13 protein-coding genes are annotated in these 19,279 nt (G+C 63.0%); 10 read left to right on the forward strand and 3 right to left on the reverse strand.

All coding sequences use genetic code 11. From position 1 onward, the window contains the following. Positions 1 to 25: 25 nt before the first annotated feature. Both EDD78_RS03135 and EDD78_RS03140 read right to left on the reverse strand, forming a co-directional pair. The gene (locus EDD78_RS03135) at positions 26 to 649 is read right to left on the reverse strand and encodes an ECF transporter S component (protein WP_132083928.1); all 624 of its coding nucleotides are present in this window, start codon (positions 647 to 649) and stop codon (positions 26 to 28) included. A gap of 84 nt (positions 650 to 733) precedes the next feature. Further along, on the reverse strand, positions 734 to 1,498 hold the full coding sequence (locus EDD78_RS03140; RefSeq protein ID WP_132083929.1) for a type III pantothenate kinase: 765 nt from the start codon (positions 1,496 to 1,498) through the stop codon (positions 734 to 736). A gap of 258 nt (positions 1,499 to 1,756) precedes the next feature. Between EDD78_RS03140 and EDD78_RS03145 the strand changes: the two genes are divergently transcribed. Beyond that, entirely contained in the window at positions 1,757 to 2,665 is a 909-nt protein-coding gene (locus tag EDD78_RS03145; protein ID WP_132083930.1) for an AEC family transporter, read from the forward strand. A gap of 31 nt (positions 2,666 to 2,696) precedes the next feature. Here the strand turns inward: EDD78_RS03145 and EDD78_RS03150 are convergent, their stop codons facing one another. Continuing rightward, positions 2,697 to 4,784 carry a glutamine synthetase III family protein gene (locus EDD78_RS03150; RefSeq protein ID WP_132083931.1) on the reverse strand — a complete coding sequence of 696 codons (2,088 nt, stop codon included), beginning with the start codon at positions 4,782 to 4,784 and terminating at the stop codon, positions 2,697 to 2,699. A gap of 436 nt (positions 4,785 to 5,220) precedes the next feature. Between EDD78_RS03150 and EDD78_RS03155 the strand changes: the two genes are divergently transcribed. From EDD78_RS03155 to EDD78_RS03195, 9 genes are all read left to right on the forward strand, one after another. Beyond that, entirely contained in the window at positions 5,221 to 6,540 is a 1,320-nt protein-coding gene (locus EDD78_RS03155; RefSeq protein ID WP_079699482.1) for a glutamine synthetase family protein, read from the forward strand. A 36-nt stretch (positions 6,541 to 6,576) separates the two neighbouring features. Continuing rightward, positions 6,577 to 7,146 carry an ANTAR domain-containing response regulator gene (locus EDD78_RS03160; protein WP_132083932.1) on the forward strand — a complete coding sequence of 190 codons (570 nt, stop codon included), beginning with the start codon at positions 6,577 to 6,579 and terminating at the stop codon, positions 7,144 to 7,146. A 13-nt stretch (positions 7,147 to 7,159) separates the two neighbouring features. Beyond that, positions 7,160 to 8,566: an amidophosphoribosyltransferase gene (gene purF, locus EDD78_RS03165; protein WP_132083933.1), complete on the forward strand. Its 1,407-nt coding sequence runs from the start codon at positions 7,160 to 7,162 to the stop codon at positions 8,564 to 8,566. A gap of 13 nt (positions 8,567 to 8,579) precedes the next feature. Then, on the forward strand, positions 8,580 to 9,653 hold the full coding sequence (locus EDD78_RS03170; protein ID WP_132083934.1) for a carbamoyl phosphate synthase small subunit: 1,074 nt from the start codon (positions 8,580 to 8,582) through the stop codon (positions 9,651 to 9,653). Between the two features lies 1 nt (position 9,654). Beyond that, positions 9,655 to 13,695: a carbamoyl-phosphate synthase large subunit gene (gene carB / locus EDD78_RS03175; RefSeq protein WP_132083935.1), complete on the forward strand. Its 4,041-nt coding sequence runs from the start codon at positions 9,655 to 9,657 to the stop codon at positions 13,693 to 13,695. Next, on the forward strand, positions 13,692 to 15,299 hold the full coding sequence (pyrG, locus tag EDD78_RS03180; RefSeq protein ID WP_132083936.1) for a CTP synthase: 1,608 nt from the start codon (positions 13,692 to 13,694) through the stop codon (positions 15,297 to 15,299). Before carB ends, pyrG begins: the two co-directional genes overlap by 4 nt. Positions 15,300 to 15,328: 29 nt before the next feature. Continuing rightward, entirely contained in the window at positions 15,329 to 16,069 is a 741-nt protein-coding gene (nadE, locus tag EDD78_RS03185) for an NAD(+) synthase (protein ID WP_286170693.1), read from the forward strand. Positions 16,070 to 16,155: 86 nt separating this feature from the next. Further along, positions 16,156 to 17,982 carry a glutamine--fructose-6-phosphate transaminase (isomerizing) gene (gene glmS, locus EDD78_RS03190; RefSeq protein ID WP_132083938.1) on the forward strand — a complete coding sequence of 609 codons (1,827 nt, stop codon included), beginning with the start codon at positions 16,156 to 16,158 and terminating at the stop codon, positions 17,980 to 17,982. Between the two features lie 33 nt (positions 17,983 to 18,015). Continuing rightward, positions 18,016 to 19,194, forward strand: coding sequence for an LL-diaminopimelate aminotransferase (locus EDD78_RS03195; RefSeq protein ID WP_132083939.1), 1,179 nt, complete (start codon positions 18,016 to 18,018; stop codon positions 19,192 to 19,194). Positions 19,195 to 19,279: the final 85 nt, after the last annotated feature.

Here is a 19,279-nt window from a genome sequence, read left to right on the forward strand (position 1 = left end):
AGCCCGCTTTCTCTCTATAGGGCGGTTACTTCTTTAAGTATTTCAGCAGCGGCCGCGCAACCGCCGCGCCCAGGACCGAGGCCACCAGCGCTTCGATCACCCCGTTGAGGGCGATCACCCCGCCAATGAAGCCGAGCAGCGCCTCGAAGGTCATGTTCTTGGCCGCCGCATAGCTGGGGCCGAAGAAGAAATAAATCCCCCCCATCACCAGGATGGTGTTGGTTATCGACCCGAGAAAGCCCGCGAGCACGCAGCCGAGCGTCTGGGATTTGTGATGGCGGCAAAGGAGGCCGAAGACCGCCCCCGCGACCACCCCGATCAGGATGCGCGGCAGGAAGGCGATCAGCAGCGAAAGAAAGCTGCCGCTGTCCGAGCCGGGCACCGGGACGAAGGGGGAGAAGACGAAGGAAAGCGGCGTGGGGGAGAAGGTGTTGGTCAAGAAACTGGTCAGTCCGAAGCAGAAGCCGAGCAGCGCGCCCTTTTTGGGACCGAGCAGGATCGCCCCGATGATGACCGGGATATGGATGGTCGTCGCGCGGATCGGCCCGACCGGGATGTACCCGAGGAAGGGGACCAGCGCCAGCAGCGCGATGATCGCGATGAGCAGCGAGGTCTGGGTGAGCTCGGTGACCCTTTGGTTTGTTTTCATAAAGTCCTCCTTGCTGTCGCTCCCGCCGTTGCGGGATGCAACGCATGTTTTTGCCGGGAATCCCCCCGGCGGGGACGGGAAGCGTCAGGAGTTGCGCAGGTAGATGGCCCGCAGCCCCAGGAGATTGAGGTTCGGCTCGTGCGTGACCTCGCTTTCGCAGCAGGGGACGATCTGGCCGGATAACCCGCCTGTCAGAATACAGGTCAGGCTTTCGCCATAGATCGCCCGGTAGCGCGAGATCAGCCCGTCCGTCATCGCCGCCGCACCGTAGACGGCGCCGCCCAGCATGGCCTCCTGGGTGTTTTTCCCAAGCAGTGCGCCGGGAGGGGCCACCCCCAGCCGGGGCAGACAGGCGGTGCGCTCGGCGAGCGCGTCCAGGGAAATCTGCACCCCGGCCATGATCGCCTTGCCCACCAGGGCCCCGCTCCCGTCCAGGGCGGCCACGGTGGTCGCCGTGCCGAAATCGAAAATCACGCAGGGGGGGTTACACAGCTGCAGCGCCCCCACGGCGCCGCAGACCAGGTCCGGCCCGGTCCCCACGGGATTGTCGATCTTGAGGTTGAGCCCGGTCTTGATCCCCGGGCCGACGGTGAGCACCCGCGGCGCGCCGATGAGGTGCAGCGCCTCCTCCAGTACCGGAAGCAGCAGCGGCACCACCGAGGAGACGATCGCCCCTTCGAAGGAAACGCCGCCGAACCCGTACAGGGAGAGCAGCTCGCGCAGCTGCGCGGCATAGAGCCCGGCCGTGCGCCGCTCGTCGGTATCCAGGCGCAGCACGAAGGAGAGACGCTCCCCTATGAAGCCGCCCGCCTTGATCTGGGCGTTGCCGATGTCCACCGTCAGTATCATACCGCTCCTCCTTTGATCCCGTTGACTGCATTATACCCCCAAAAGGACCCCAAAAGCAAGAAGTCGGGAAAAGAGAGAAAGAATTCTGACGCACCGCCCCGGCATTTTCAACACAATCTCTTTTGAAATGCGAAAAATCTTGGTTTTCTTTTGCCGCTTGCGCCGGATGCTTCAATTTGCTATAGTAAATATGCGAGGATCGCGTTACAACCCAGTGGATGTAACGCGATTTTTTGTTTCAGGAGAGGAGTATGGAAAATGGATATTTGGCTTCAGGCGGCAATTTATCTGGCGACGATGTGCCTCGGGTTCCTGCTCAAACGGGTGGGCATCTTTCAAAGGGAGAACAGCAGCGTCTTTGCAAGCATCATATTTTACGCCACCCTGCCCGCGCTGGTCGTCAGCAGCTACGCCGGAGTGGAGGTGACGCTGTGGTTCATGGTCGCCTTTTTCCTGGGGATTTTCAGCAACCTGTTTAACCTTGCCGCCGGCGCGCTGGCCTCGCGGGGAAGGAAGCCCCAGGAGCGGGCGATCTATTTCATCAATACGCCGGGGTTCAACCTCGGCGGGATCGCGATTCCCTTCCTCCAGTCCTTCTATCCGGCCGGCGTGCCCTACCTGTGCATGTTCGACACGGCGGACTCCTTTTTCACGATGGGGACGACCTACTCCATCGCCAAGCTGCTCTTCGGGCAGAAAAAGGGGATCCTTGCACAGCTGCGTGAAATCTGCCGCTCCCTGCTGAGCTCGGTCCCCTTTATCGCTTACCTGTTCATGACAATTATTTCACTGCTGCACCTATCCCTCCCCGCCCCGGTGATGGAGCTGGCGGGCTTTGTCGGCAAGGCGAACGCGCCGCTGGTGATGCTCATGCTGGGCGTCTCGTTTGAGCTGCAAATCAAGAAGGAGGATCTCAAGGACATCCTCTCCATCCTGGGATTGCGGCTGGCCTGCAGCGTGGCCCTGTTCATCTTCATCCTGTATTTCCTGCCCGGCCCCGCCCTGATGAAGCAGGTGCTGGCCGTCTGCGTCTTTGCGCCGATCCCGAACCTGTGCATGATCTATTCGCACAAGATCGACAGCAATTCGTCGGTCGCGAGCACGCTCAACCCGGTGGCTATCATCCTGTCCATCATCTTCATGTCCGTCGCCATGTCGCTGGTTTGATTGAGCGGACCGGAGCGGGGCGGCAGGCGGCTCAGATGCCAAAGAGCAGCCTGCCATAGGTCGGGAAGGGCCAGTACCCCTCGCCGACGAGGAGCTCCAGCTCGTCGGCCGCGGCGCGCAGCTCCCGCATGTCGCAGAAGACCACGTCCTTGTAGCAGTCGGCCTGCGCCTTCAGGTCCCCGCGGCTTTTGACGCCCAGCAGGTCGCTTTCCAACTTCCTGGCCTTTTTGTATAAACCGCTCCCCAGTGACGAGAGCTCCGAAACAAGCTCCCATTCGAGGTCACAGTCAAGGTCGGCGTCCAGTGCCTTTTTGGCCGCGGCTCCCTCGCACAGGTCCTTGGAATAGGCGCAGACCGCGGGGATAATGTCCTTTTTGACCATATCCAGCATGGCAAGGGCTTCGATGTTCAGCGTCTTGCAGTAGTTTTCGAGCAGGATCTCATAGCGGGAATGCATCTCCGCTCCACTGAAAATATGATGCTTTTGGAAGAGCGCGATATTTTTTTCTGTGACCAAATAGGGCAGCGCGTCCACCGTGGTCTTGAGGTTTAGAAGCCCCCGGCGCTTGGCCTCGGCCGCCCACTCATCGGAATAGTTGTTGCCGTTGAAGACGATCCGCTTGTGCTGACGGTAGGTGTCCCGGATGAGGTTGTGCAGCTCCGAGGGGAAATCCCCGGCCCCTTCAAGGATGTCCGCAAACTGACAGAGCGCCTCGGCGACGATGGTGTTGAGCACGGTGTTGGGCCCGGAGATCGAATGGGTCGAGCCGAGCATGCGGAACTCGAACTTGTTGCCGGTGAAGGCGAAGGGCGAGGTGCGGTTGCGGTCGGTGGCGTCCCGTGGGAAGCGGGGCAGCACATGGACCCCCACGCGCAGCTCCTCCTTGGTCTTGGGGTCGCAGCTGGAGCCCTGCTCGATCGAATCGAGCACCCCGGTCAGCTCATCGCCCAAAAACATCGACACGATGGCCGGCGGCGCCTCGCTGGCGCCCAGGCGGTGGTCGTTGCCCGCCCCGGCGACCGAGACGCGCAGCAGGTCCTGGTATTCGTCCACCGCCTTGATGACGGCGCACAGGAAAAGCAGAAACTGCGCGTTCTCGCCGGGGGAGTCGCCCGGCTCGAGGAGGTTGAGTCCGGTGTCGGTGCAGATCGACCAGTTGTTGTGCTTGCCCGAGCCGTTGACCCCGGCGAAGGGCTTTTCATGCAGCAGACAGGCCATGCCGTGGCGGCGGGCGACCTTCTTCATCATCTCCATGGTCAGCTGGTTGTGGTCGGCGGCGATGTTGGTGGTGGTGAAGATGGGGGCCAGCTCGTGCTGGGCGGGGGCGACCTCGTTGTGCTCGGTCTTGGCCGAGATGCCGAGCTTCCAGAGCTCTTCGTCCAGATCCCGCATGAACTCCTTGACCCGCGGCTTGATCGCCCCGAAGTAGTGGTCCTCAAGCTCCTGGCCCTTCGGAGGTCTGGCACCGAAGAGGGTGCGCCCGCAGAAGACCAGGTCCTTGCGCTGCTCATAAAGCGCGCGGTCGATGAGGAAATATTCCTGCTCGCACCCGACGGTGGTGTTGACCCGGCCCGCCTCGGTGCCGAAGAGCCGCAAGATGCGCATGGCCTGTTTGCTGAAGACCTCCATCGAACGTAGCAGGGGGGTCTTTTTGTCCAGAGCCTCGCCGCCGTAGGAATAGAAAACGGTGGGGATGCACAGGGTGCCGTCCTTGATGAACGCATAGGAGGTGGGGTCCCAGGCGGTGTAGCCCCGCGCCTCAAAGGTGGCGCGCAGTCCGCCCGAGGGGAAGGAGGAGGCGTCCGGCTCGCCTTTGACGAGCTCCTTGCCGGAGAACTCCATGATCACATTGCCCTCTGCGGTGGGGGAGATGAAGCTGTCGTGCTTCTCGGCGGTGATCCCGGTCATCGGCTGGAACCAGTGGGTGAAATGGGTCGCGCCCTTCTCCACCGCCCAATCCTTCATGGCGTTGGCGACCACATTGGCGAGTGCCGGGTCGAGCTTCTTGCCGGTCTGCATGGTGCGCCGCAGCGCCTGATAGGTTTCGCGCGGCAGGCGCTCCTTCATCACGCTGTCCGAAAAGACCATGCTGCCGAAAATCTGCGGGGTGTCGGCCATACTTGGATTCCTCCTTTACGCGGTTGCAAAATGAAAAGGCGCCGCAGGAATATCCCTGCGGCGCCTTTGCCGTCCTGCGGCCATTATAGTCCCGGACGGGCGGCCTTGTCAAGCATGTGTTTTGTGTATTTGCAGCATTTGTAAAATCTTGCTGCAAAATAAAACATGTTACCAGAGTTCTACTATTTAAATTCCACAATCTTGCAGCGCTTGGATTAAAATCCTGCAAAATACGTTGACAAAGGCTCCACCATGCGGGTATAATAACAGCATGAACAAAGGCGTTCATCAAAGGATATGCCGGACTGGGCGTACCCTTTGATGAGCGCCCTTTATTTGTGTGGGCGGGGCCCGCGAAAGACGAAAGGGAGCGGCCGGAGGTCGGCCCCTACCGGCGGTTTTACACCCGGGATTGGGCCAACGAAAGGAGAGTACGATGAAAACCACCATGAATGAGGTGCTGCAGTTCGTCGGGGAGAACGACGTCAAGTTCATCCGCCTGGCGTTCTGCGACATCTTCGGCATACAAAAAAATGTGTCCATCATGCCGGGGGAGCTGCCCCGCGCCTTTGAGAGCGGGATCTCCTTTGATGCCTCGGCCATCCGGGGATTTATGAACGTCGAGGAGAGCGATCTCTTTTTGGTGCCCGACCCGGCTACCCTCTCGCTGCTGCCCTGGCGTCCCGCTCAGGGGCGGGTGGTGCGGCTCTTCTGCGACATCCGCCGCCCGGACGGGGAGCCCTTCGAGGGGAGCACGCGGGATGTGCTAAAGGCGGCAATCAAACGCGCGGCGGACCTCGGCTATGTCTGCAAGGTGGGGGCGGAGTGCGAGTTCTATCTCTTCGAGATGGACGAACACGGCAGTCCGACCATGATCCCGCACGACAGGGCGGGCTACTTCGATTTGGCCCCCCTGGACAAGGGGGAGAACGTGCGCCGGGAAATCTGCCTGACCCTCGAGGAGATGGGGATTTTGCCCGAGAGCTCCCACCACGAGCAGGGACCGGGGCAAAACGAGATCGACTTCAAATATTCCGACGCGCTCACCGCTGCCGACGAGCTGATCACCTTCCGCTCGGTGGTCAAGGCGATCGCCGCGCGCAACGGGCTTTACGCCTCCTTCCTGCCCAAGCCCTTCCCGGACAGGAGCGGCAGCGGGCTGCACATCAACCTGTCATTACAGAAAAACGGGCTGAACATCTTCCGCACCCCGCGCGATGGGCATTCGGGCGAGGCGGAGAGTTTTTTGCAGGGAATCCTCGAGCGGGTGGGGGAGGTCACGGCCTTCCTAAATCCCCTGACCAATTCCTATGCCCGCTTCGGCAGCTTCGAGGCGCCGCGCTACGTCACCTGGTCGCACCAGAACCGTTCTCAGCTGATCCGTGTTCCGGCGGCCAGCGGGGAGTACAGCCGCCTCGAGCTGCGCAGCGCCGATGCGTCCTGCAATCCCTATCTTGCCTTTGCGCTGCTGCTGCACGCGGGGCTCGACGGGATCGAGGAAAAGCGGGTACTCTGCGAGCCGAAAAACTTAAACCTTTACGAGGCTTCGCCGCGTGAGCTTGCGGGGATTTCCACCCTGCCGGCCAATTTGGGCGAGGCGCTGGCGGAGGCGAAGGAGAGCGCGTTCGTAAAACGGATATTGCCGCAAAAGGTGTTTCACCAGTATATCGGGCAAAAGGAGCGGGAATTTGCCGAATACGTGGCAGCTCCCGACAAGCGTGAATTCGAGCGGGAGCGCTATTTCGAGCGGATTTGACGGCGGCATAGGGCGATTGGAAAGGGCGGTGACGGGATGGACAGCGTGTTGATCGTATCGGCCGGGGGCAAGGCGCAAAGCGCCCTCGTCCAGCTGCTGCGCCCCTCGGGCTATGCGGTGTCCGCCAGCGTCCAGAGCGGCGCGGATGCGCGCAGGCTGCTCCTCGGGGGCGACTTCGATTTGGTGCTGATCAACACCCCGCTTTCCGACGAGTTCGGGCATGAGCTGGCGGTCGGCGCCGCGACCGGTACCGGCGCCGGGGTGCTGCTGATCGTTCGCGGCGAGCAGGCCGACGAGGTCTCGGCCAGGGTGGAGGACTGCGGCGTCTTCGTAATCCCGAAGCCGGTCAGCCGCCAGATGTTCTACCAATCTCTCAAGCTGGTTGCCGCCACGCGCCGCAGGATGCTCGGGCTCAAAAGCGAAAACGTCAGGCTGCGGCAAAAGATCGAGGAGATCCGCTTGGTGGACCGGGCCAAGTGCGCGCTGATCCGGTACCTGGGCATGACCGAGCCGCAGGCGCACCGCTACATCGAGAAGCAGGCGATGGACCTGCGCCTGACCAGGCGGGAGATCTCCGAGCGGATACTCAAAACCTATGAGAGCTGAGGGAGGGACCGGTGTGGACAGGAAACTTCATGAGGAGTGCGGGGTGTTCGGGATACGCACCACCCACGACGAGGCGGCCGGAATCACCTACAACGCCCTGCTGGCGCTGCAGCACCGCGGGCAGGAGGGCGCCGGGATCGCCGTGCTGCGGGACCAGGCCATCCTCTATCACAAGGATGTGGGGCTGGTCAGCGAGGTGTTCACTCCCCAGGTGCTGAATAAGATTCCCGCGGCGCACTTGGCCATCGGGCACGTGCGCTATTCCACAACGGGGGGCAACCGCAAAGAAAACACCCAGCCGGTGGTCACCGAGTACCTGAAAGGGCGGATCGCCATCTCCCACAACGGCAACATCATCAACGCCGCCGCGCTGCGCGAGAAGCTGCGGCGTGCGGGATGCGACTTCAATGCCACCACCGACAGCGAGGTGGTCTCCTCCTTGATCGCCTACGAAATTTTGCAGGGTGGCGGCTTCGAGGAGGCGATCGTGAAAGCGGCAAAGCAGCTGCGTGGCGCTTACACGCTGCTCGTGCTCGGCAGCGGGGACAGGCTGTGCGCGCTGCGCGACCCGAGCGGCTTTCGCCCGCTCTGCCTGGGGAGGAGCAATCACGGCTGGGCCGTCGCCAGCGAGAGCTGTGCGCTGGACAGCGCGGGGTTCGACTTTCTGCGGGACGTGCAGCCGGGGGAGCTGATCACCATTGACGGGCGCGGGCGGATGTCCAGCCGGATGGCGCTGGGCCCGACAAAGCTGGGGATGTGCCTGTTCGAGTATGTCTACTTTGCGCGCACCGACTCGGTCATCGACTCGCTGAGCGTCTATGAGGCGCGCTACCGCATGGGAGAGGTATTGGCGCGGGAGCACCCGGCAAAGGCGGACGTCGTCTGCGGCGTGCCGGACAGCGGCCTGGAAGCCGCCATGGGCTACGCCGCCCAGAGCGGGCTGCCCTGCGTGCCGGGGTTTGTCAAGAACCGCTATATCGGGCGCAGCTTCATCTTCCCCTCCCAGGCGCAGCGGGACATGGCGGTGCGCCTCAAGCTGAGCCCCCTGCGCGTGAACGTCGCGGGCAAGCGGGTGGTACTGGTGGACGATTCGATCGTGCGGGGGACCACCGGCGCAAAGATCGTGAGCAGCCTCAAGGCGGCGGGTGCGAGGGAAGTGCACCTGCGGATTTCCTCCCCGCCCTTTTACCATACCTGCTATTTCGGCACCGACATCGGGGACGAGGAGAACCTGATTGCCAACCGGCTTTCCCACGACGAGATCACAACAAGCATGGGAGCCGACAGCCTTGGGTATATTAGCATAGAGGGGCTCAAGTCGGCCTGCAGTGGGTGCAGCCTGCCGTTTTGCGACGGCTGCTTCACCGGACGGTACCCGCTGGATGCGGCAGAGCAGAGCAAAACGCAGTTTGAACAGTAGGAGGAAGCCTGTTATGTCGGGTGAAAAGAGATATTTGGTGCTGGAAAACGGACGGGTGTTCGAGGGAGTCGGCTTCGGCGCTCCGGGGGACGTGAACGGGGAGCTCGTCTTTACCACCGGGATGACCGGGTATTTAGAGACCCTGACCGACCCGAGCTACCACGGGCAGATTGTGGTACAGACCTTCCCGCTCATCGGGAACTACGGCGTCATCCCCGCCGACTTTGAAAGCATAAAAGTGCATCCAAAAGCCTATATCGTCCGCCAGTGGTGTCAGCATCCCTCCAACTTCCGCAGCGAGGGTGATCTTGACACCTTTTTTATGAGGTGCTCGCTGCCCGCCCTGTGCGGGATCGACACCAGGGAGCTTGTCAAGATCATCCGCGAGCACGGGGTGATGAACGCAAAGCTCGTCTCTTCCAAAGAGCGGCTCGACCCGTCCGACTTACAGGGGGCCCTGCTCGAGGGCGCGGTCGCGGCGGTCACGCCGAAGGCCGCCTTCACCGAGCGCCCGCAGGAGACGAAATACCGGGTGGTGCTCTGGGACTTCGGCGCCAAGGCGAATATCGCAAGGGAGCTACTGCGCCGGGGGTGCGAGGTGGTCCACGTCCCGGCCGGGGCCTCGGCGGCGGATATCCTGGCGCTGCGCCCCGAAGGGGTGGTGCTCTCGAACGGCCCGGGCGATCCGGCCGAGAACACGGGGACTATCCGGGAGCTGCAGAAGCTCTGTGAGCATAAGCTCCCGATGATGGGAATCTGCCTTGGGCACCAGCTGCTGGCGCTGAGCCGGGGGGCCGGGACCGAAAAGCTCAAATACGGGCACCGGGGCGCCAACCAGCCGGTCAAGGACCTGCAGAGCGGCCGGGTCTATATCACCAGCCAGAACCATGGCTACGCGGTACAAAACGACACCCTGCCGAAGGGTGCGAAGCTCTGGTTTTGCAACGCCAACGACGGCACCTGCGAGGGGATCCTCTATCAGGACATCCCGGCCTTTTCGGTGCAGTACCATCCCGAGGCGGCAAGCGGGCCGCTGGACACCGGTTTTTTATTCGACGCGTTCATCAAACGATTGGAGGTGAAGTGACATGCCGCTCGATCCTGCCATCAAGAAGGTGCTGGTGATCGGCTCGGGGCCGATCGTGATCGGCCAGGCGGCCGAGTTCGACTATGCGGGCACCCAGGCCTGCCGCGCGCTCAAGGAGGAGGGGCTGCAGGTGGTGCTGTGCAATTCCAATCCCGCCACCATCATGACCGACCGGGAGATGGCCGACGAAATCTACCTCGAACCGCTGACGGTCGAAACCGTCAAGAGGATCATTTTAAAGGAGCGTCCGGACAGCCTCCTGTCCACTTTGGGCGGGCAGACCGGGCTGACCCTCTCGATGCAGCTTGCCAAGGAGGGCTTCCTCGAAGCCCAGGGCGTGCGGCTGCTGGGCGCGCGGGTCGAGACGATCGACAGGGCCGAGGACCGCCAGCTTTTTAGGGACACCATGCTCTCGATCGGGGAGCCGGTGATCCCCTCCGAGGTCGCCCACGATCTGGAGCACGCCCTGCGGATTGCCGGGGAGATCGGCTATCCGGTGATCGTGCGCCCGGCGTTTACCATGGGCGGCAGCGGCGGCGGGATCGCACAGGATCCGGAGCAGCTGGGGGAGATTGCCCAAAACGGGCTGCGCCTCTCGCCGATCAGCCAGGTGCTGGTCGAAAAGTGTGTTTCGGGCTGGAAGGAGATCGAGTTCGAGGTGATGCGCGACCGCAGCGGCAGCGTGATCACCGTCTGCTCGATGGAGAACTTCGACCCCGTCGGGGTGCACACCGGGGACAGTATCGTCATCGCCCCGGCGGTGACCCTGGCGGATAAGGAATACCAGATGCTGCGCTCGGCGGCGCTCCACATCATCTCCGCGCTGGGGGTCGAGGGCGGCTGCAACTGCCAGTTTGCCCTGCATCCGGAGTCGATGGAATACGCGGTCATCGAGGTCAATCCCCGCGTCTCGCGCTCGTCGGCCCTGGCCTCCAAGGCGACCGGCTACCCGATCGCCAAGGTGGCGGCCAAGATCGCTATCGGCTACAACCTCGACGAGATCCAAAACGCCGTCACCGGAAAGACCTGCGCCTGCTTCGAGCCGGCGCTCGACTATGTGGTGGTCAAGTTCCCCAAGTGGCCGTTCGACAAGTTCGTCTACGCCGACCGGCGCCTCGGTACCCAGATGAAGGCCACCGGCGAGGTGATGGCCATCGCCCACACCTTCGAGGCGGCGCTGATGAAGGCGGTGCGCGGGGCGGAGATCTCGCTGGACTGCCTGATCGAGCCCAAGCTCCAGGCCGTGCCCGACCACGAGCTGTTCGCTAGGGTTTCGGTCTGCAGCGACGAGCGGCTCTTCGTGATCTGTGAATGCATGCGCCGGGGGATGAGCTGCGGGGAGATACACGTGCGCACCAAAATTGACCTTTGGTTTTTATATAAGCTGCGGAACCTGCTGGAAATGGAACGCCGGCTGCAAAACGAGGCGCCAACCCCGGCGCTCTACCGCGCGGCCAAGGAGCTCGGCTTCCCCGACCGGGTGATCGAACGCCTCAGCGGCAAAAGGGTGGAGCGCCCGCTTGCGACCTCCTTCAAGATGGTGGACACCTGCGCGGCTGAATTCGAGGCGCAGACACCCTACTTCTATTCCACCTATGACGAGGTAAACGAGGCCGCGCAGTACCTGCAAGGACACAAGAGCCGGGGGAAGACGGTGGTGGTCCTCGGCTCGGGGCCGATCCGGATCGGGCAGGGGATCGAATTCGACTACGCCTCGGTCCAGTGCGCCTGGACGCTCAAGAAGCAGGGATACGAGGTGGTCATCATCAACAACAATCCCGAGACCGTCTCGACCGACTTCGATACCGCCGACCGGCTCTATTTCGAGCCGCTGACCCCCGAGGACGTGATGAACGTGATCCGCACCGAGCGCCCCTACGGAGTGGTGGCGGCCTTCGGCGGGCAGACGGCGATCAAGCTGACCAGGTTCCTGCATGAACAGGGGATCAGGATACTGGGCACCTCGGCGGACAGCGTGGATATGGCCGAGGACCGGGAGCGCTTCGATGCCCTGCTCGAAAGCCTCTCGATTGCCCGCCCGAAGGGGGCCGCCGTGACCACCGCCGAACAGGCGCTCGCGGCGGCGCACGAGCTTCAGTATCCGGTGCTGCTGCGCCCGTCCTACGTGCTGGGCGGGCAGAACATGATCATCGCCTTTTCGGACGACGACGTGCGCGAATATATGCAGATCATCCTCTCCCACGGGATCGAGAGCCCGGTGCTGATCGACCAGTATTTGACGGGCACCGAGCTGGAGGCCGACGCCATCTGCGACGGGGAGGAGGTCCTCATCCCCGGGATCATGGAGCATATCGAGCGCGCCGGGGTCCACTCGGGGGACTCGATCGCGGTCTATCCGGCCTATAACCTGAGCGCACAGCTTTTGCAGCGGGTGGTGGAGTACACCGAGCGTTTGGCGCTTTCGCTGCACACCAAGGGGCTCATCAACATCCAGTACGTCGTACACCAGGGGGAAATCTACGTCATCGAGGTCAACCCCCGCGCCAGCCGTACCGTGCCCTATATCAGCAAGGTGACCGGCGTGCCGATGGCCGAGCTTGCGACCAGGGCCATGCTCGGCGAGCGCCTGCGCGCGATGGGCTTCGGCACCGGGCTGCGGCGCACCCCGCCCTATGTGGCGGTCAAGGTGCCGGTCTTCAGCTTCGAGAAGCTGGCGGACGTGGACGTGCTGCTCGGTCCCGAGATGAAGTCGACCGGCGAGGTGCTGGGGATCGGCAAGACCCTGGACGAGGCGCTCTACAAGGGGCTGATTGCCGCCGGCTACCGGATGGAGAAGGGCGGCGGGGTACTGCTGACGGTGCGTGAGAGGGACAAGGACGAGCTGCCAAAGACCGCGCGGGGCTTTGCGCGGCTCGGCTTCGCGCTCTATGCCACCGAGGGCACGGCGGCCGCCCTCAAAAGGGCGGGGATCGCGGCCAGGACGGTCAAAAAGATCCACGAGGCTGAGGAGAACGTGCTCTCCCTGCTCGAAAGCGGGAAGATCCAGTACATTGTCTCCACCTCCGAGAAGGGGCGGATTCCCACCAGGGACAGCGTGCGCATCCGGCGCAAGGCGGTGGAGCGTTCGATCCCCTGCCTGACCTCGCTGGACACCGCCAACGCCCTGCTGCACAGCCTCTGGGGACGGTTCACCGAGGCGAACACCGAGCTGGTCGACATCAACCATATGCGCGGGGAAAGATTGCAGCTGCATTTCACCAAGATGCAGGCCTGCGGGAACGACTATATCTATTTCGATTGCTTCCGCCAGGAGGTCGCCTCTCCCGAGGCGCTCAGCGTGCGCCTGTCCGAGCGGCGCACCGGGATCGGCGGGGACGGGATCGTGCTGATCCTCCCAAGCGAGTCGGCGCACGCCAGAATGCGGATGTTCAACGCCGACGGGAGCGAAGGGAGGATGTGCGGCAACGCCATCCGCTGCGTGGGCAAGTACCTCTATGACAGCGGGATCGTGCGGGAAAAGACGGTGAAGGTCGAGACCCTCAGCGGGATCAAGACCCTCGTGCTGCACACCGACGGCGGGCAGGTGCGCTCGGTGCGGGTGGACATGGGACCGGCCGTCTTTTTGCCGGAGCAAGTCCCGGTGAAAATCAAGGGGGAACGGGTGGTCGATTGCCCGGTCCGGATCGGGGAGCGTGAGTACCGCGTTACCTGCCTGTCGATGGGCAACCCGCACTGCGTCGTCTTTACCGCCGACCCGGCGGCGATCGACCTCGCGGCGGTCGGCCCGTCTTTCGAGCACGACTCCATCTTCCCCGACCGGGTGAACACCGAATTCGTATCGGTACCTGAGCGCAACGTGCTGCGCATGCGGGTCTGGGAGCGGGGCAGCGGCGAGACCTTCGCCTGCGGGACCGGAGCCTGTGCGAGCGCCGCGGCCGCGGTGGCGCAGGGGCTCTGCGATAAAGATGAGGATATCCTCGTCCACCTGCTGGGCGGGGACCTGACGATCCGGGTGACCGATGAGACGGTCTATATGACCGGGGAAGCGGTAAAGGTTTATGAGGGGGCAGTGGAGTTATGAGCAAGTTCATTTTCGTGACCGGCGGCGTGGTGTCGGGGCTCGGGAAGGGGATCACGGCGGCCTCGCTCGGCCGGCTTTTGAAGGCGCGGGGGATCAAGGTGGCCGCCCAGAAGCTCGACCCGTATATCAATGTGGACCCGGGCACCATGAGCCCCTATCAGCACGGCGAGGTGTTCGTCACCGAGGACGGCGCGGAAACCGATCTGGACCTCGGGCATTACGAGCGCTTCATCGACGAGGACCTCAACCGTTTTTCCAACCTGACCACCGGCAAGGTCTACTGGAACGTGCTGCAAAAGGAGCGCCGCGGCCAGTACCTCGGGGAGACGGTGCAGGTCATCCCGCACATCACGAACGAGATCAAGAGCTTCATCTATTCTGTGGGGGAGAAGAGCGGCGCCGACGTGGTGATCACCGAGATCGGCGGTACCACCGGCGACATCGAGAGCCAGCCGTTTCTGGAGGCGATCCGCCAGGTCTCGCACGAGGCCGGACGGGAGAATTGCCTTTTCATCCACGTCACGCTGGTGCCCTACATCAAGAGCTCGGGCGAGCACAAGAGCAAGCCCACCCAGCACTCGGTCAAGGAGCTGCAATCCTTCGGGATCATGCCGGACATCATCGTGGCGCGCACCGACGAGCCGCTCGGGCAGAGCATAAAGGATAAGATCGCCCTTTTTTGCAATGTCTCGAAGGAGTGCGTGATCGAGAATATCACCCTGCCGGTGCTCTACCAGGCGCCCATCATGCTGGAGAGAGCCGGGCTGCCGCAGATCGTCTGCCGCAAGCTGGGCCTTGCCTGCGGGCCGGGGGATCTTTGCGAATGGGAGCAGATGCTCGGCCGGATCAAAGAGAGCACCCGCCCGGTGACCATCGCCCTGGTGGGCAAATATGTACAGCTCCACGACGCCTACCTCTCGGTGGCCGAGGCGCTGCGCCACGCTGGCTATGAAAACGGGGCGAACGTCTCGATCCGCTGGGTGGACAGCGAGCAGATCACCCCCGAAACGGCAAAGAGCCTGCTCTCGGGCTGCGGGGGGATCATCCTGCCCGGCGGGTTTGGCGAGAGGGGGATCGAGGGGATGATCGCCGCCGCCGAGTACGCCAGGACCCGCGAAATCCCCTATTTTGGCATCTGCCTTGGTATGCAGATCGCGGTGATTGAATATGCTAGGAATGTGGCCGGGATTGTGGGGGCCCACTCCAGAGAGTTCGCCCCGGACAATGAAAACTGCGTGATCGACCTCATGCCCGACCAGAAGGGGAACCTCCCCAAGGGCGGCACCATGCGCCTGGGCAGCTACCCCTGCCTCGCTGCTGAGGGGAGCCGTCTGCAACAGATTTACGGCGGGCGGGAAATCAATGAGCGCCACCGCCACCGGTATGAATTCAATAACGCGTTTCGCGACCGGCTCACCGCCGCCGGACTGCAGGTCTGCGGCGTCTCGCCAGACGGGCGGCTGGTCGAGGCGGTGGAGCTGCCCGGCCACCCCTTCTATATCGGCGTGCAATACCATCCCGAATTTAGGAGCCGCCCCAACCGGGCGCACCCGCTCTTCCGGGAATTTATCGCCGCCGCGCTGAAGGCGGGGAGCGAGGGCTAGCCGGGACGCCGCCGGAAAGGATGACAGCTATGCGCGACTATAAGATCGAGCTGCAAAACCGCACCGAATTTATCCGGGACGTGCTGGCGAAGTCCGGCTGCCACGGGATCGTCTATGGCAACAGCGGCGGCAAGGACAGCACCCTGGTGGGCATCCTCTGCCGGAAGGCCTGCCGCAATGTGCTGGGGGTTATTATGCCCTGCTCGGTCAAACAGAACTTGCAAAGGGACCGCGAGGATGCTATCCTTTTAGCACGGCAGTTCGGCATAGAGACCATCACCGTCGATCTCGGCGCGGCCAAGGAGGCGCTGTGCGCGTCGGCGAGGCAGGGGCTCAACCTCTCGGATGCGGCCAAGCTCAACATCGCGCCCCGGCTGCGCATGACCATGCTCTACGCCATCGCGCAGAGCAAGAACTACCTGGTCGCCGGCACCACCAACCGAAGCGAGCGGCATATCGGCTACTTCACCAAGTGGGGGGACGGCGCGTGCGATTTCAACCCGGTCAGCGATTTGACGGTGCGCGAGGTGTACGAGTTTCTGCGCCATCTCGGCGCGCCCGGGCGGATTATGGAAAAGGCGCCCTCGGCGGGCCTCTTTCAGGGGCAGCGGGACGAGGAGGAACTGGGCCTGAGCTACCGGGACCTGGACTCCTACCTGCTGCAGGGGGAAGGGAGCCCCCAGGCGGTGGGGAAGATCGGACTTCTGCACCAGAGAAGCGAGCACAAACGGCGGCTGCCGATTGATTATCGGGGTCCCTCGCGGCCTTGATGAAGCAGACCATGTTTGAAAGGTCCGCTTTTAAGCTGACGAGCCGGTTTTTACAGCCGGCGCCCAAGAAAGGAATGGTTATAGTTATGTGCGGGATTATCGGATTCGCGGGCAGACGGGATTGTGCCCAGCTGCTGTTGTCGGGGCTTTGCGCGCTGGAATACCGGGGCTACGACTCCGCCGGGATAGCGGTGCAGTCGCAGGGAGACTTGCAGGTGCGCAAATCGACCGGGAGGCTCAAAAACCTGCAGGATATCGTCTCCCGCGCGCCGGTGAGCGGCAGCGTCGGGATCGGGCACACCCGCTGGGCGACCCACGGGCGCCCGAGCGAGGAGAACTGCCATCCCCATATCGGCCAGAAGGGCAGGATCGCGGTGGTCCACAACGGGATCATCGAAAACTATGCCGCGCTCAAGCGCTCGCTGATGGAGCGCGGGGTACAGTTTTCCTCCCAGACCGACACCGAGGTCATCGCCCAGCTGCTGGAATATTACTACGAAACCGACCTGCTCACCACCCTTGGGAAGGTACTTCCCATGCTCGAGGGCTCCTATGCGCTGGGGATCCTGGACGTGTCCGATCCGGACACCGTCTGGTGCGCGCGCCGCGGCAGCCCGCTGATCGTGGGGAAGGGGGAGGGGGAAAACTACCTCGCCTCCGATATTTCCGCCGTATTGGAATACACCCGGGATATCTACATCCTGGACGACGGCGAGATCGCGGCGCTGTCCGCCGGCGAAATCCGCTTCTACGGGCCGCAGGGGCAGGCGCTCGAGAAGGAGCCCACCCCCATCTCCTGGAGCGCGGACGGCGCCAAGCGGGGCGGCTTTAGGCATTTCATGCTCAAAGAAATCTATGACCAGCCCCAGGCGATCGAGGATACCCTCAACCATTACATAGACGCGCAGACCCTCACCATCCGCCGCGAGAGCATGCCCTTTACCAAGGAGCAGGCGCAGCAGGTGGAGAACATCACCATTGTGGCCTGCGGCACGGCCTATCACGCGGGGATGGTCGGGCAGAACCTGCTCGAGCAGTTGGCGAGAGTGCGCACCCACGCGCAGATCGCCAGCGAGTATCGCTATCAGGATACCGTCTACAGCGCCAATGAAACGCTGATCGCGGTCAGCCAGTCGGGCGAGACGGCGGACACCATCGCGGCGGTGCGCAAGGCAAAGAACAACGGGCACCGGATCGTGGCGTTGAGCAACGTGCTGGGCAGCACGGTGGCCAGAGAGGCGCACGCGGTGATGTACACCCTGGCCGGGCCCGAAATCGCGGTGGCCTCGACCAAGGCCTACACCACCCAGGTCCTGCTCTTTGAGATATTGGCGCTGGATTTGGGCAACCTGCGCGGGCTGATCAGCGAGCGGGAGCTGCAGGACTGCCTGCGCGAGCTGCTGCGCCTGCCCGGGCAGGTGCGAAGCGTGCTCGAGCGGGCAGGGCAGGTGGAACACTTCGCCCACTCCATGCGCATGTGCCGGGACGTCTTCTTCATCGGCCGCCAGCTTGACTACTGCACCAGCCTGGAGGCGGCCTTAAAGCTCAAGGAGATTTCCTACATCCACTCCGAGGCCTACGCCGCCGGCGAGCTCAAGCACGGCACCATCGCCCTGATCGACGAGACCACCCTGGTGGTGGCAACCGCCACCCAGGAGCGGATCTTCCTCAAGACCCTCTCGAACGTCGAGGAGGTCCGCGCGCGGGGTGCGAGCATACTGCTGATCACCGACAAGGAGATCCAGAACGAGGGGCAGTTCCAGGATATCTGGCCGGTGCCGGGGATGCGGGACATCTATTCGCCCATCCCGGCCACCGTATATGTGCAGCTCTTCGCCTACTATATGGCGCTGCAGAAGGGCTGCGACATCGACAAGCCCCGCAACCTGGCCAAGAGCGTGACGGTCGAATAGGCGGCATGTGCCAAAGGAAAAGGAATTAAAAATATGAAGATCAACGAAAACTATCTGCGGCTGGAGGAGAGCTACCTCTTCGCCTCGATCGCTCATAAGCTCGCCGCCTGGAAGGAGGCCAATCCCCGGCGGGAGGTCATCCGCCTGGGGATCGGGGACGTGACCCTGCCGCTGGTGCCGGCGGTGACCGAGGCCATGCACAAGGCGGTGGACGAAATGGGCAGGCAGGAGACTTTTCACGGCTACGGCCCAGAGCAGGGCTATTCCTTCCTGCGCGAGGCGGTCTGCGGCTACTACGCCGCGCGCGGCACCATAATAGGTGAGGACGAAATCTTCGTCAGCGACGGGGCCAAGAGCGACCTTGGAAACATCCTCGACGTCCTCTCGCTTCAAAATACTGTGCTGATCCCCGACCCGGTCTACCCCGTCTACGTGGATACCAATGTCATGGCCGGGCGGGATATCCGGTATCTGAGCGCCAACAGGGAGAACGGCTTCCTGCCGCTGCCCGACCAGGCGCCGAGGGCGGATATCATCTACCTGTGCTCGCCCAACAACCCGACCGGGGCGGCCTACAGCAGGGAAGCGCTGCGGCGTTGGGTGGCATATGCGCAGGAGCACGGCGCGCTGATCCTCTACGACGCGGCCTATGAGGCGTTCGTCTGCGAAGAGGCGCTCGCGCGCAGCATCTATGAGATCGACGGGGCGCGGGAGTGCGCCATCGAATTTTGCTCCCTTTCCAAGACGGCGGGCTTCACCGGAACCCGCTGCGGCTATACGGTGGTGCCGAAATCCCTTTCCTTCGGCGGCCATGGGCTGCATGCGCTCTGGCTGAGAAGGCAGACCACCAAGTTTAACGGCGTGCCCTATATCGTCCAGCGGGGCGCGCAGGCGGTCTTTAGTCCCGAGGGGCAGCGCCAGACCCGAGCGAATCTCGACTATTACCGCGGCAACGCCGCGCTCCTCGCCGGGGCGCTGCAAGCGCGCGGGGTGTGGTATACCGGCGGGAAGAATTCCCCCTACATCTGGATGAAATGTCCGGATGGGATGAGCTCCTGGGAATTCTTCGACTACCTGCTCGAGCGCGCCGGGATCGTCGGCACCCCCGGTTCCGGCTTCGGGCCGGGCGGCGAGGGGTATTTCCGCCTGACCGCCTTCGGGGACCGGGGGCGGACGGAGAAAGCCGCCGGGCTGCTAAAAGAGATATTATAATTTGAAAGCACCCGTTTTGGGTGCTTTCGTCTTTTGTTTCTCCATTGGTTGAAAGACAGAAAATAATCCTGTACAATGGGAAGCG

Source organism: Harryflintia acetispora (genome assembly GCA_004340125.1).
In the GTDB taxonomy this organism is placed as follows: Bacteria; Bacillota; Clostridia; order Oscillospirales; family Ruminococcaceae; genus Harryflintia; species Harryflintia acetispora.

What these genes read in the sequence shown, in the direction of transcription:
- glmS (WP_132083938.1), top strand. Translation starts at nt 16,156, where the DNA reads ATGTGCGGGATTATCGGATTCGCGGGCAGACGGGATTGTGCCCAGCTG.
- carB (WP_132083935.1), top strand. Translation starts at nt 9,655, where the DNA reads ATGCCGCTCGATCCTGCCATCAAGAAGGTGCTGGTGATCGGCTCGGGG.
- EDD78_RS03145 (WP_132083930.1), top strand. Translation starts at nt 1,757, where the DNA reads ATGGATATTTGGCTTCAGGCGGCAATTTATCTGGCGACGATGTGCCTC.
- EDD78_RS03170 (WP_132083934.1), top strand. Translation starts at nt 8,580, where the DNA reads ATGTCGGGTGAAAAGAGATATTTGGTGCTGGAAAACGGACGGGTGTTC.
- EDD78_RS03135 (WP_132083928.1), bottom strand. Translation starts at nt 649, where the DNA reads ATGAAAACAAACCAAAGGGTCACCGAGCTCACCCAGACCTCGCTGCTC.
- EDD78_RS03140 (WP_132083929.1), bottom strand. Translation starts at nt 1,498, where the DNA reads ATGATACTGACGGTGGACATCGGCAACGCCCAGATCAAGGCGGGCGGC.
- EDD78_RS03150 (WP_132083931.1), bottom strand. Translation starts at nt 4,784, where the DNA reads ATGGCCGACACCCCGCAGATTTTCGGCAGCATGGTCTTTTCGGACAGC.
- EDD78_RS03155 (WP_079699482.1), top strand. Translation starts at nt 5,221, where the DNA reads ATGAAAACCACCATGAATGAGGTGCTGCAGTTCGTCGGGGAGAACGAC.
- EDD78_RS03160 (WP_132083932.1), top strand. Translation starts at nt 6,577, where the DNA reads ATGGACAGCGTGTTGATCGTATCGGCCGGGGGCAAGGCGCAAAGCGCC.
- EDD78_RS03195 (WP_132083939.1), top strand. Translation starts at nt 18,016, where the DNA reads ATGAAGATCAACGAAAACTATCTGCGGCTGGAGGAGAGCTACCTCTTC.
- nadE (WP_286170693.1), top strand. Translation starts at nt 15,329, where the DNA reads ATGCGCGACTATAAGATCGAGCTGCAAAACCGCACCGAATTTATCCGG.
- pyrG (WP_132083936.1), top strand. Translation starts at nt 13,692, where the DNA reads ATGAGCAAGTTCATTTTCGTGACCGGCGGCGTGGTGTCGGGGCTCGGG.